The sequence below is a fragment of the Agrobacterium sp. a22-2 genome (assembly GCF_012276985.1).
GTDB lineage: Bacteria > Pseudomonadota > Alphaproteobacteria > Rhizobiales > Rhizobiaceae > Allorhizobium.
Genome location: NZ_JAAXMM010000004.1, coordinates 71,549 through 85,334, shown reverse-complemented (window position 1 = coordinate 85,334; position 13,786 = coordinate 71,549). Strand labels below are relative to the sequence as shown.

Sequence of the window (13,786 nt, the reverse complement as noted above, 5' to 3'; positions counted from 1 at the left end):
TTCAGTTATTTGCGTCACTTGGCGCGACGCCGCCGACAAACCGCAGACGCTCATTGCGTGAAAAAATCAGGCCGTGATCCCTGCCCTCGAAAGGATAGGGATCACGGCCTTCTATCTTGCCTTCGCAAACGGCCGGAACGGCGGTCGCCTCATGCCGACCAGGGAGCAAAGCCCGGTGCGTTGACGGCCACGAATTCGCGGACCCGTGCCTGCGGCCCCCTTGCGGCCGGCGCTTCGACGACCTCATAGGCGCCGTTGTCGCTGAGCAGCGCCTTCAGGGCATTGGCATTCAGCTTGTGACCGCCGCGATAGGAGCGGTAGCAGCCGATGAACTGCGCGCCGGCCAGCGCCAGGTCGCCGATGGCGTCCAGCGTCTTGTGCCGTGCGAACTCGTCCTCGTAGCGCAGGCCTTCCATATTGATGACCTTGTTGTCGTCGGAAATGACGACGGAATTTTCCAGCGACGAGCCGAGCGCGAAGCCGGCGGCCCACAGCCGTTCGACATCCCGCATGAAACCGAAGGTGCGGGCGCGCGACAGCTCCTGCTTGAAGCTTGCCGCCGTCAGGTCGCCGTTCCAGGCCTGGCGGCCGATCAGCGGGCAATCGAAATCGATCTCGACTTCGAAGCGCGTGCCGTCATAGGGCCGGAACTCGGCCCAGGATGCGCCCGATTCGATGCGCACCGGCTTGGTAACCCGGATGTAGCGGCGCTTCACGCCAAGGATCTTGATGCCGACCTGCTCGATCGCATCGATGAAATAGCCCGAGCTGCCATCCATGATCGGCGCCTCGGCGCCATCGACTTCGATGATCAGGTTGTCGAGGCCGAGCGAATAAACGGCCGCCATGACATGCTCGATGGTGGCGATCGAATGGGCCGGCGAAAAGCCGAGAACCGTGCAGAGATCGGTATTGCCGACCTGCGAGGACACGGCCTTCAGTTCAGTGACGCTGCCATCGGGATGCAGGCGATTGAAGACGACGCCCGTACCGGCTTCGGCCGGCAGGAAGCTCATCGTCACCGGCACGCCGGAATGCACGCCAATCCCGGTCAATGTGACGGGGCTCGCGATGGTCGTCTGAAAACTGAGCAATCCGATTGCCATATATGTGTCGCCTTCCGCACTGTCAGCAAAAACCAGTGCCGCCCGAGATAGAGCGGCTGCGCTCTCGCCGTTTATTCATCAAGATGTCAACCCGGCCGTTTGCGCGAAACATTCGGCTGCCGGTTTTCCCTTGCCCTATCCGGGATATACGGATGGTCGCGGAACAATCCAAATCAATGTTTCTTTCCGATTGTTACGAAGGCAGGTGATTGAAAAGGCTTGGTATCTCGGCGCCGGACCAGAGCCCTGAAAACAGCGACGCCCGAGCAGATGCCCGGGCGCCGATCAATGTTGAAAAGACAGCGATCAGTTCGACTGGCGGCGCAGAAATGCCGGGATTTCAAGCTGATCGTCTTCGTGGCTGGTGCGGGCCTGCGGAACCTGACGGCCCTGGTCGTCGAGCTGGCCGCGGCGCGGTGCGTAGAGGCTGGCTTCCGGCGACAAGGCCCGGCGCTGCTGCGAGGCGGCAGCCGGCGGCGGAGCGGTCATGTCGGAGGCAACGCCCTCTTCGTCCTGGTGCCGGCCGAGCGAATTGGTGATTCGCCGCAGCAGGCCCATCGGGCCGCGCTCTTCCGTCGAAGCAGCAGCAGCGGCACCATGGGTGCGGTGGTCCATCTCGGCCTGCACGACCGGCGGGAAGTCTTCCACCTTCGGCATGCGGACATTGTCGGCCGACGGACGAACGACCGGAGCAACCGGCTCCTGACGCAGCGGAGCCAACTGGACCGGAGCGGCCGGGCGGGTCATGACCGGTGCAGGTGCCGGAGCCGGCTGGGGAGCCGGAGCGACAGCCATGCGCGGAGCCGGCTGGGCTTCCATCGGAGTTGCGCCGGCAAAGAGCTTGCTCTGCGGACGGAAGTCTTCGACCGGAGCCTGCTGGACCGGCTGGGCCTGCGTGGCCTGGCGGGCGATGGCGATCTCCAGTTCGCGTTCCATTTCGGCTTCGGCCGAGCGGATGGTCTCGGCGATCGGATCGATGGCCTTGGGTGCCTGCGGCTGGACAGGCTGCATCGCGGCCGGTGCCGGAGCAACGGCCGCAGAGGGACGGACAATCGGCTTGGCGATCGGGCGAGCGTCGAATGCCTTGTTGGCCTGGGCATTCATGGCACGATCGATACCGGTGGCGACGACCGACACGCGGATGAGGCCTTCCAGCGCTTCGTCGAAGGTGGCGCCGAGGATGATGTTGGCATCCGGGTCGACTTCTTCGCGAATGCGGGTTGCCGCTTCGTCCACTTCGAACAGCGTCAGGTCGCGACCGCCGGTGATGGAGATCAGCAACCCTTGCGCGCCCTTCATCGAGGTTTCGTCGAGCAGCGGGTTGGCGATGGCCGCCTCTGCCGCCTGCATGGCGCGGCCCGGACCGGATGCCTCGCCGGTGCCCATCATGGCGCGGCCCATCTCGCGCATCACGGAGCGAACGTCCGCGAAGTCGAGGTTGATCAGACCTTCCTTGACCATCAGATCGGTGATGCAGGCAACGCCCGAGTAGAGCACCTGGTCGGCCATGGCAAAGGCGTCGGCGAAAGTCGTCTTGTCATTGGCAATGCGGAAGAGATTCTGGTTCGGGATGACGATCAGCGTATCGACGGACTTCTGCAGTTCCTCGATACCGGCTTCCGCCAGACGCATGCGGCGCGCGCCTTCGAAATGGAACGGCTTGGTGACGACGCCAACCGTCAGGATGCCCTTGTTGCGGGCCGCCTGGGCAACGACGGGGGCTGCACCCGTGCCGGTGCCGCCGCCCATACCGGCGGTGACGAAGCACATGTGGGTGCCGTTGAGGTGATCGATGATTTCATCGATGCACTCTTCGGCCGCCGCCCTGCCGACTTCCGGCTGCGAGCCGGCGCCGAGACCTTCGGTGACGTTGACGCCGAGCTGGATGATCCGTTCGGCCTTGGTCATGGTCAGGGCCTGGGCATCGGTATTGGCGACGACGAAGTCGACGCCCTGGAGGCCGGCCGTGATCATGTTGTTGACGGCATTGCCGCCACCACCACCAACCCCGAACACCGTGATCCGAGGCTTGAGCTCGGTGATATCTGGCTTTTGCAGCTTGATCGTCATTGTACCCGTTCCTTCTTTCTCTGGCCGCATCGCCACGCCGGCCATATCAGTTCAATTCGTGTGTCTCGCGCCGCTCCGCCCTTCTGTGGACGGATCGGCGAATGCTCAAAAACTCTCTTTCAGCCATTGACCAACCCGCGCCACGCGGCTGTTGGCCATTCCGAACGGGGAGAACAAGCCCCCCTGCCCGATGGTGACTTCCTGGTCCGCCACCTGCGGATAGATCATCAGCCCGACGGCCGTCGAAAAGGCCGGCCCCTTGGCCGCCGCCGGCAGGCCGGACACGCCCATCGGACGACCGATGCGGACATTGCGGGCCAGAATGCGGCGAGCCGCTTCCGGCAGGCCGGTCAACTGGCTGGCACCACCCGTCAGCACGACGCGCTTGCCGACCACCGGGCTGAAGCCCGAGGCATGGATGCGGTCGCGAATCATTTCCAGCGTTTCCTCGATGCGGGCGCGGATGATCCGCGTCACCAGGGCCCGAGGAACCTGCGTCGGCAGGTCGCGATCGTCCTCGCCGATCGGCGGGATGGAAATCACGTCGCGCTCGTCGGCGCTGTTGGAAAAGGCCGAACCGTGCACGACCTTCAGACGCTCCGCATCCTCGATGCGGGTCGACAGACCGCGCGCCAGGTCGGTGGTCACGTGATGGCCGCCAATACCGATTGCGTCGGTATGGATCAGCTTACCCTCGGCAAACACCGAAATTGTCGTCGTACCGCCGCCCATGTCGATGGCAGCGCAGCCAAGCTCGACCTCGTCATCGACGAGTGCTGCAAGGCCGCTGGCGTAAGGTGTCGCAACGACACCTTCGACCGTCAGATGCGCCCGGTTGATGCACAGCTCGAGATTTTTCAGCGCCGAGCGCTCGGCCGTCACCACATGCATGTCGACGCCGAGAACGTCGCCGAACATGCCGAGCGGATCGCGAATGCCGCGCTCGCCGTCAAGCGAGAAGCCTGTGGCCAGCGAGTGCAGCAGAGCCCGGTCCTGGCTCAGCGACTGCTGGCTGGCAGCCGTCAGCACCCGCTTCAGATCGCCGGCTTCGACTTCCTGGCCGCCAAGATCGATCGTCGCCGTGTAGACGTCGCTGCCGATCCGGCCGGCAGAAATGTTGACGATCAGGCTTTCGACGGTAAGCCCTGCCATACGCTCGGCAGCATCGACCGCCAGGCGCACCACGCTTTCCACCGCTTCCAGATCGCCGATCACACCGGACTTCATGCCGCGCGAGCGCTGGTGACCGATGCCGATCACTTCGACATTGTGGGTGCGGCCCGGCAGAACCGAGCTTTCCTTGCGCGGCGTCAGCCGGCCGATCATGCAGACGACCTTGGTCGAGCCGATATCGAGCACGGAAACGACATGAGACCGCTTCGACGACAGCGGCTTCAGGCGGGGCAGACCGAAATGGGACGATCCAAACAGGCTCATGTGCGCTGGCCCGCCTTCTTGAGGAGTTTGCTGCGCTCGGCCAGGGCCGCCTGGTGGCGCAGCGCCGCATCCGGCGTCAACTGGATGGCGGTACGGTCATTCAGGCGGAGGTCGATCGCCGCGATATCGCGCGACAGAACCTGCTGTTCGGCATCGAGCTTGGACAGCAGCGTCAGCGCCGAAGCGACGTTCTCTTCCGGCAGCTTGACGACGATGCCATTGTCGAGATGGAGATCCCAACGGCGACCGGCGACCCGCACATAGGCCTTGACGCGCGATGCGATATCCGGCCAGCCGGAGAATTCCGCCTCCGTGGCCGCAGCGGCGATTTCGGCGTCACGACCGACGAACAGCGGCAGGTCGGCGAACTTGTTGTCGCGCAGCGGCGCAATGACGCTGCCGTTGCGTTCAATCAGCGAGAGCTCGGTTCCGTGCTGCCAGATGCCATAGGCTTGGCGCTCTTTCAAAACGACCTCGATGGTACGGGGATAGATCTTGCGCACTTCGGCAGCCTCGACCCAGGCCAGACCAGACAGCTTCTGCCGCGCCTCGTCGATATCGAGCGCCACAAGCGACGTCGTGCCATCGAGGCCCAGCAACTGCAGGATATCGATTTCCGAGGTATGCTCGTTGCCGGACACCCGGACATCCTCAATGGCAAAGCCGGCAGCCGACGTCATGGCCTGGGTGAAGGCCGGACCATGGCCGCCTGCCACAACGCCATAGGCGCCGACGGCCGAGCAATAAAGCGCAAACGAAAGACGGCCGGTATGGGCCGGCACGGCAATCTTGCCGGAGCAGAGCGCGATCACGAATCGCACCACGCGACGCAGCGGCCGCGGCAAAATGAAAGTGTCTTCGTCCGCAGCCAGCACGGCGCGACGACCACTTCCCGGAGCTTTTCTGCCGCTCAACGCAAACACGACGCGTCCTCCACCATCCAACGAACGAAATCACCAAAGGAATAGCCGGCAAGAGCCGCCATTTCAGGCACCAGCGATGTGGGAGTCATGCCGGGCTGCGTGTTGATTTCCAGCCAGATAAGCTCGCCATCCTCGGAGAAGCGATCGTCGTAGCGGAAGTCGGATCGACTGACCCCGCGGCACCCGATCGCCTGATGCGCCCTTAGTGCCATTCTTTGTATTTTTTGGTAAATATTTGGTGAAATTTCCGCCGGAAGGACGTGCTTTGATCCGCCGGCGGCATATTTCGCGTCATAGTCGTAAAAGGCACCGCTCTGCGGAACGACTTCGGTGACACCCAGAACCGTATCGCCCATGACCCCGCAGGTAAGTTCCCGGCCGGCCACGTATTTTTCGACCATGACCCGGTCGCCATAGCGCCATTCCGACGAGCCGATGACCTGCGGCGGATGGGACTGCCCCTCCTGCACGATCACCACACCGAAACTCGATCCTTCACGGACCGGCTTGACGACGTAAGGCGGCGCGATCGGATGCTTGGAGCCGATATCGAATCGCTGCATCACCCGCGCTTCGGCAACTGCTATGCCGGCATCCTTGGCAACGATCTTGGCCTGCGCCTTGTCCATGGCAAGCGCCGAGGCCAGAACGCCGGAATGGGTATAGGGAATCTCGAGATATTCCAGCACGCCCTGAATGGTGCCGTCCTCGCCGAACGGGCCATGCAACGCATTGAAGGCGACGTCCGGCTTCAATGCAGCCAGAACTTCAGCCACATCGCGGCCGACATCGATACGGGTGACCTGGTAGCCCTCGGCTTCGAGAGCTGCGGCACATGCCGTTCCCGACGACAGACTGACCGGTCGTTCCGAGGAAAATCCGCCCATCAGGACGGCGACATGCTTGCTACCCATTTACGACCCCGGAAAAATAACCTGCAGAAAACGACGATACGCTTGCGCGAAGCTGACCAGAGTCGAATCTCTGCAACATTCGCTAGCCGTGATAGAACGACATTATAGTTAACGAAGCGTTTACTTTGGTTAACCGGGAGGCACAGGCGAGCGGGCGCCCTGGAATCAAAAAGCAAGAAAATTGAGCTATGCCATTGAATAATATGCAATATTCAGTGAGTTGGCAGATCGCCACATAGCCGCTCCGCTCAAGCGTATTTCCTGAACGGGGTGTTCTCGGCAACCTGGCCGCCCGGCTGCGGCAGATCGTTGGCAACCGTGATTTCAAGATCCCGGAAGGCGACGATCCGGTCGCGGCCGTCCGCCTTGGCACCGTAGAGCGCCCGGTCGGCCTCCGTGAAAACCTCGGCGAACCCGCGGGACCCCGACGGATTGGCAACGCCGGCCGACACGGTAACGCTGAACTGACGGTCGCCTGACACGATGCGACAAGCGCAGACGGCACGTCGGGCAAGCTCTGCCCGGTGCATCAGCGATTCGTGGCTATCGCTGGCGCAAAGCACTGCAAATTCCTCGCCTCCGATTCGCGCCGAAACGGCACCTTCGCCAAACGACGTCTCGATGACCTTGCCAACGGCCACGATCGCATCGTCGCCGGCCGCGTGGCCATAGGTATCGTTGACTGCCTTGAAGCGGTCGATGTCGAACAACACCAGCACTGCCTCCCCCTGGCGAGTCTCGAACGCGTCGAGAAACGCCCGACGATTGAGCAGCCCCGACAAGGCGTCGGTGCGACTGAGCCGCGACAGTTCCTGGGACGACATGGCAAGATCGTAGACGGCGAAACCGACGACGCTATAGGCGGCCATGGCCACGACAAAGGACACCGGCGGCGTCAGCACCGTCGCAATGATCAGAGCGGGGAACAGGTCGTAAGGCAGGAGGTCGAAGGCGTAGAGGTTGAAGTGAGCGATCAGGTTGAGCCCATAGGCAAGGGCTGCGATCTTCAGGGACATCCAGAATGCATGCAGCACGACATCGCGACGGGATGCAAATTCGCCAAGCGACAGCTGACGAACGATCCAGTTCCTGGTGGCGAGAACCATAGCGCTGCTCCGAAAAACTCGGCGAAGCCTAGAGCCGCGCAATTAACATTTCGTGCCAAGGCACGGCACGAAGTGGTAATTCCGGAGAAAAATGCTGCGGCGCACTATTCGCCGCAGTGGACATTCATTTGGGATTAAATAGACCTATTCCGTGGTCACGCCCATGAACGGAACGACTTCGCGTCCCGGCATGAAAAGACCCAGCCGCTTGATTTCCCACGAGAGCTTGATGCCGGAATGTTCGAACACCCGCTGGCGCACCGTCTCTCCGAGATATTCCAGATCGTATGCGGTGGCGTGACCGACATTGATCATGAAGTTGCAATGCAGCGACGACATCTGCGCGCCGCCAATCATCAGGCCGCGACCGCCGGCTTCGTCGATCAGTTCCCAGGCAGAATGGCCCGGCGGGTTCTTGAAGGTCGAACCACCGGTCTTTTCCTTGATCGGCTGCACGGTCTCGCGATGATGGCGCACCGCATCCATGTCGGCGCGGATCTTGGCCTTTTCCTCCGGGTAACCCTCGAACACGGCGCTGGTGAAGATCAGGCCTTCGGGCGCTGCCGAGTGACGATAGCTGTAGCCCATGTCGGCCTTCGACAGGACATGGATATTGCCCTGACGGTCGACAGCCTCGACCTCGACCAGCCGGTCGGCAGTCTCGCCGCCATTGGCGCCGGCATTCATGTAAAGCGCGCCGCCGATCGAGCCGGGAATTCCGTAATAGAAGTGGAAGCCACCGATATTGTTGTCCATGGCCATCGCGGCAATATGCTTGTCTGGGCAGATCGCGCCGGCGCGGATGCGGTTTTCACCGGCCAGATCGACCTGGCCGAAGCCCTTGGCCGAAAGCCGCAGCACCACGCCCGGAATGCCGCCATCGCGCACCAGGAGGTTGGAGCCGACGCCGACCACCGTCAGAGGCACCTCTTCCGGCAACAGCTTCAGGAAGGTGACGAGATCGTCGATATCGTGCGGCTGGAACATCAGTTCGGCAAGTCCGCCCGCCTGGAACCAAGTAACCCGGTCCATCGGCGCGTCAGGCGTCAACCGCCCGCGCAACTCATCGACCCCCTTGCCCAGCGAGGCCAGCAGCTTTTCCCCATCCACCTGTTTCATTCAAGACTTTCCCGAAAGAGCTTCCAATTCCCTGGGCAGCGAAGCCGCCCATTGCGTGATATTTCCAGCCCCCAAGAGAATCACGAAATCACCCGGTTGTGCAATGCCTGATACGGCTAAAGCCAGTCCGTCAGGCGAAGGAAGATAGCGTGCGTCGCGATGACCGCCCGATTTGATCCGCGAAACCAGCGCTTCCGAGTTGAACCCCTCGATCGGATCCTCGCCGGCCGCATAGACCGGTGCCAGGAAAATACTGTCGGCATCGTTGAAGCAATTGGCGAAATCTTCAAACAGGCTGGCCAGCCGGCTGTAGCGATGCGGCTGGTGCACGGCGATGATTCGCCCCTTGCAGGCCTCGCGCGCCGCCCTCAGCACCGCCTTGATCTCGACGGGATGGTGGCCGTAGTCGTCGAAGACCTGAACGCCGTTCCAGGTGCCGGTCAACGTGAAGCGCCGCTTCACGCCGCCGAACGAAGACAAGCCCTTCTTGATCGCCTCTTCCGAAATGCCAAGCCGATTGGCAACCGCAATCGCCGCACAGGCATTGGAGATATTGTGCCGACCCGGCATGGGAAGCACCAGATCATTGAAATTGAAGACGCGGCCCGTGCGGCGGCGGCGGATTTCGACGTCGAAGGTCGAGCGTACCCCGTCCTGACGGACATTCGAAAAACGCACGTCGGCCTGCGGATTTTCGCCGTATGTGATGACCTTGCGATCTTCGATCCTGCCGACCAGCGCCTGCACCTCCGGATGGTCGAGGCACATCACCCCGAAACCGTAGAACGGCACGTTTTCGACGAACTGGCGGAAGGCGGCGCGCACGGCATCGAACGTCCCGTAATGGTCGAGATGTTCAGGATCGATATTGGTGACAACAGCCACTTCGGCCGGCAGCTTCAGGAAGGTGCCGTCCGATTCGTCGGCCTCCACCACCATCCATTCGCCTTCGCCCATGCGGGCATTGGTGCCATAGGCATTGATGATGCCGCCGTTGATGACGGTCGGGTCGAGGCCGCCGGCATCGAGCAGCGCCGCCACCATCGAGGTCGTCGTGGTCTTGCCATGAGTGCCGCCGATGGCAATCGCATTGCGAAACCGCATCAACTCGGCCAGCATTTCGGCGCGACGCACGATCGGCAGCAGCTTTTCGCGCGCCGCGATCAGTTCCGGATTGCTCTTCTTGATCGCCGTCGACACGACGACCACTTCCGCATCGCCGAGATTTTCCGGCTTGTGGCCGACAAACACCTCGATGCCCTTGTCGCGCAGTCGCTGCACATTGGCACTATCGGCCTGGTCGGAGCCCTGGACGCGATGGCCGAGATTGTGAAGCACTTCGGCAATGCCACTCATACCGATGCCGCCGATCCCGATGAAATGGACCAGTCCTATGGTTGTCGGCATTTTCATGAATGGGCTCCCTTTACCTCGGCGACACTCTTTCCAGCGGCAATAGCCTCAACCAGATCGGCAAGCAAGCGCGTCGCCTGCGGTTTGCCGGTTTGTCGCGCCGCATCCGCCATGGCCTGCAGCCGGACGGGATCGGTCATCGCACCTTTCAGCAGTTCGGCCAGTTTTTCAGGCGAAAGCTCTGACTGCGCAATGACTTTTGCCCCGCCAAGCCCGGCAAGGGCCGCCGCATTGGCCGCCTGATCGTGATCCAGCGCATAGGGGTAAGGCACCAGGATCGACGGCCGACCGATCACCGCAAGTTCAGAGACGGTCGATGCACCCGACCGGCAGATCACCAGATGGGCAGATGCGATGCGATCCGCCATGTCCTTGAAGAACGGCGAGACCTCCGCGGTTATGCCGAGTTTGCTGTAGCAGGATCTTACTCGCTCCTCATCCTCCGGCCGCGCCTGCTGGGTGACGGTCAAGCGGCCGCGCAACGCCTCGTCGAGCAGGCTGATGGCCGTCGGCAGCGCCGAGGAAAAGAACTGCGCGCCTTGGCTGCCGCCAAACACCACCAGACGAAACGGTTCTTCCGCTGCCGATGGTATGTAATCGCGGGAGGCCGCCTCCAGAATCGCCGGACGCACCGGATTGCCGGTCACCACGGTCCTTGCGGCATAGATTCCGCCTTCGGGCAAAAAACCGCCGGCAATCGCCTGCACTCGCTTGGCCAGCGCCTTGTTGGCGCGCCCCATCACGGCATTCTGTTCGTGGATCACGCTCGGCACGCCAAGCCCGGTCGCAGCCAGCAGCGGCGGCACGGTGGGATAGCCGCCGAAGCCGATGACCGCCCGCGGTTTCAGCTCAGCAATCAGCCGGCGCGCGGCGCGCAAACCGCGCCACAGGGTCCACAGCGAGCGCAGCACCGCCACCGGGTTCTTCGAGCCGATCGTCGCCGAGGGAACCGTGTGAATGGTGTCGGCGGGAAACATGCCGGCAAATCGCTCGGCCCGGCTGTCGGTCACCAGATGGACCGCATAGCCCCGCGCGATCAGCTCGTGCGACAGCGCCTCGGCCGGAAAGAGATGGCCGCCGGTGCCGCCGGCCGCCAGAAGAATGATCCCTTTGCTCATCGACATTTACTCCGCCGGGACGCCATGGTGAATGGTCCGGAACAGGCTGCGCTCCTGGGCGCGCTTTTCCGGCCGGCGCCGTGTCAGGGCCAGGATGAAGCCGGCGGTGACGCAGACCGCGATCATCGACGAGCCACCGTAGGAAATCAACGGCAGGGTCATGCCCTTGGCCGGCAGCAGTTCCAGATTGACGCCGATATTGATCATCGACTGCACGCCGATCTGCAGTACGAGGCCCGCCACCGCAAAGCGGTTGAAGTCGTTGCGCTCCTTGAAGGCATGGTTGAGGCCGCGCAGCACCAGGAAGGCGAAGATCGCCACCAGAACCATGCAGAAGATGATGCCGAACTCTTCGGCCGCCACCGAGAAGATGAAGTCCGTATGGCTGTCGGGAATGATGCGCTTGACGACGCCCTCTCCCGGCCCGGCGCCGAACCAGTCGCCGCGCACGATAGCGTCGCGCGCCGTATCCGTCTGGAACGTATCGCCCTCGCCTGTCAGGAACCGGTCTATTCGGCCCGACACGTGCGGCAGTGTGTAGTAGGCGCCGACAAGGCCGGCCGCCCCGAGACCCGCCAGGACCGAGATCCAGAACCACGGCACGCCGGCCATGAAGAACATGCCGCCCCAGACGACCGATGTCAGGATGGTCTGGCCGAAGTCGGGCTGGGCGATCAAAAGCACCGCCACGATGCCGAACAGGATCATGGCGAAAAAATTGCCGGGAATTTCCGGCTGGCGGGAATGCTCGGCAAACAGCCATGCGCAGACCACCACAAAGGCCGGCTTCATGAATTCGGACGGCTGGATCGACAGGCCGGCAATGGTGATCCAGCGCCGCGCGCCCTTGACCTCGATGCCGAAGAACAGCGCCAGCAGCATCATGCCGAGCGAGACGACCAGGATCAGCATGGCGGTGCGGCGGATCTGGCGCGGCGACAGGAAGGACAGGCCGATCATCACGCCGAGCGCCGGCAGCATGAAGGCGGCATGACGCTTGACGAAATGGAAGCTGTCGAGACCGAGCCGCTCGGCCACCGCCGGCGATGCGGCAAAGGACAGCATGAAGCCGATGCCCATCAACAGGACAAAGAGCACCACGAACAGACGGTCGATCGTCCAAAACCAGTCGGCGACCGGCCCTCGCTCCGCACGGCTTACCATCTCATCTGTCTCCTGTGGCTGTTTCGATCAGCATGGTCACGCCATCAAGGCTCGCCACCTGGCTTACGAAGGCGTCGCCCCTGACTTCAAAGTTCCTATACTGGTCGAAGCTTGCGCAAGCCGGTGATAACATCACGGCCACGTCGGCCCCGTCCGCAGTCGCATCGGCTGCCGCATGGGCCAGGGCCTTGTCGAGAGTGCCGGAGATTTCGAAGGGAACGGCGTTGCCAAGGGTCGCAGCAAAGCCGGACGCCGCCTCGCCGATCAGATAGGCCTTGGCAATGCGCGGAAACAGCGGCGCAAGGCTGGTGATCCCGCCTTCCTTCGGCAGGCCGCCGGCAATCCAGTAGATCCGCTCGTAGCTCGAAAGAGCGGGTGCAGCCGCATCGGCATTGGTGGCCTTGCTGTCATTGACGAAGACGACGTTGCCCCGCCGTCCGACCGGCTGCATGCGGTGCTTGAGCCCGCCAAACGACGACAGGCCGGCCTGCACTTCCTCGATCGACAATCCGACGGAGAGGCAGGCGGCAACCGCCGCGATGGCATTCTGGGCATTGTGGCTGCCGCGCAGCGTCTGGATACCGTCGAGATCAGCGACCACCAAATTCGCCCCGCCATGTGCTGCGACAATAAAATGTGACTCGGCATAGTAACCATCGGCCAGCGCCAGGCGCTTGGAGATGCGGATAACCTTGGTGCCGGAGCGCTCGACACGGTCGGCGATGCGCTCGCAAAAGCTGTCGTCCATGCCGATGATCGCCACGTCGCTGCCGGCGACCAGCCGCTCCTTGATATCCGCATAATGCTGCATAGTGCCATGCCGGTCGAGATGATCGGGCGTCAGGTTCAGCAGGATGCCGGCGGAGGGATCGAGCGTCGGGGCCAGGTCGATCTGGTAGGACGAGCACTCCACCACATAGAAGCGCTGCTGTTTCGGCGGATCGAGCGTCAGCACGGCCGTGCCGATATTACCGCCCAGTTGCGTATCCCGTCCGCTGGCGGAGAGAATATGAGCGATCAGCGCCGTCGTCGTCGATTTTCCGTTGGTGCCGGTAATGGCGATCAGCGGGCAATCCGGCGCATGCGCCCGCCGTTCGCGCACGAACAGTTCCACATCGCCGATGATCTCGACACCGGCCGCCCGCGCCAGATCGACAGACCAATGGGGCTTCGGGTGGGTGAGCGGCACGCCCGGCGACAGCACCAGCGCCGACAAGCCGCTCCAGTCGATACCGCGCAGGTCTTCGGCGCGCATGCCCTCGGCCTCAGCCTTGGCCACGCTGTCGGGATTGTCGTCCCAGACGGTCACATCAGCACCCCCGGCCAAAAGCGCCCGCGCCGTGGCCAGTCCCGAGCCGCCGAGACCGAAAAGCGCTATCCGTTGATCCCTGGAGGTGGTGACCGGTATCATCAGAG

The 13,786-nt window shown here is 62.8% G+C and carries 11 protein-coding genes; all 11 read right to left on the bottom strand.

Translation table 11 applies throughout. From position 1 onward, the window contains the following. Positions 1-149: 149 nt before the first annotated feature. The 11 genes from lpxC to murD all read right to left on the bottom strand — a co-directional run bounded on the left by lpxC (position 150) and on the right by murD (position 13,781). Positions 150-1,106, bottom strand: coding sequence for a UDP-3-O-acyl-N-acetylglucosamine deacetylase (gene lpxC / locus HFC70_RS07560; protein ID WP_168472627.1), 957 nt, complete (start codon positions 1,104-1,106; stop codon positions 150-152). Between the two features lie 306 nt (positions 1,107-1,412). Beyond that, positions 1,413-3,176 (bottom strand): cell division protein FtsZ, encoded by a 1,764-nt coding sequence (gene ftsZ, locus HFC70_RS07555; protein ID WP_168472626.1) that lies wholly within the window; start codon positions 3,174-3,176, stop codon positions 1,413-1,415. A gap of 105 nt (positions 3,177-3,281) precedes the next feature. Next, a complete protein-coding gene (ftsA, locus tag HFC70_RS07550) occupies positions 3,282-4,613 on the bottom strand; it encodes a cell division protein FtsA (protein WP_168472625.1) in 1,332 nt (443 codons plus the stop codon). Continuing rightward, positions 4,610-5,527, bottom strand: a complete 918-nt coding sequence (locus HFC70_RS07545; RefSeq protein WP_246735690.1) for a cell division protein FtsQ/DivIB — start codon at positions 5,525-5,527, stop codon at positions 4,610-4,612. The genes ftsA and HFC70_RS07545 overlap by 4 nt, the downstream gene beginning before the upstream one ends. Continuing rightward, entirely contained in the window at positions 5,524-6,450 is a 927-nt protein-coding gene (locus HFC70_RS07540; protein ID WP_168472623.1) for a D-alanine--D-alanine ligase, read from the bottom strand. Before HFC70_RS07540 ends, HFC70_RS07545 begins: the two co-directional genes overlap by 4 nt. A 248-nt stretch (positions 6,451-6,698) precedes the next feature. Then, positions 6,699-7,556 (bottom strand): GGDEF domain-containing protein, encoded by an 858-nt coding sequence (locus HFC70_RS07535; RefSeq protein WP_168472622.1) that lies wholly within the window; start codon positions 7,554-7,556, stop codon positions 6,699-6,701. Between the two features lie 144 nt (positions 7,557-7,700). Then, a complete protein-coding gene (gene murB / locus HFC70_RS07530) occupies positions 7,701-8,675 on the bottom strand; it encodes a UDP-N-acetylmuramate dehydrogenase (RefSeq protein ID WP_168472621.1) in 975 nt (324 codons plus the stop codon). Then, complete coding sequence (gene murC / locus HFC70_RS07525; RefSeq protein ID WP_168472620.1) at positions 8,676-10,088, bottom strand: UDP-N-acetylmuramate--L-alanine ligase; 1,413 nt, start codon at positions 10,086-10,088, stop codon at positions 8,676-8,678. After that, positions 10,085-11,206 (bottom strand): undecaprenyldiphospho-muramoylpentapeptide beta-N-acetylglucosaminyltransferase, encoded by a 1,122-nt coding sequence (murG, locus tag HFC70_RS07520; RefSeq protein ID WP_168472619.1) that lies wholly within the window; start codon positions 11,204-11,206, stop codon positions 10,085-10,087. Before murG ends, murC begins: the two co-directional genes overlap by 4 nt. A 6-nt stretch (positions 11,207-11,212) precedes the next feature. Beyond that, entirely contained in the window at positions 11,213-12,370 is a 1,158-nt protein-coding gene (gene ftsW / locus HFC70_RS07515; RefSeq protein WP_168472618.1) for a putative lipid II flippase FtsW, read from the bottom strand. A gap of 1 nt (position 12,371) precedes the next feature. Further along, positions 12,372-13,781, bottom strand: a complete 1,410-nt coding sequence (gene murD / locus HFC70_RS07510) for a UDP-N-acetylmuramoyl-L-alanine--D-glutamate ligase (protein ID WP_168472617.1) — start codon at positions 13,779-13,781, stop codon at positions 12,372-12,374. Positions 13,782-13,786: the final 5 nt, after the last annotated feature.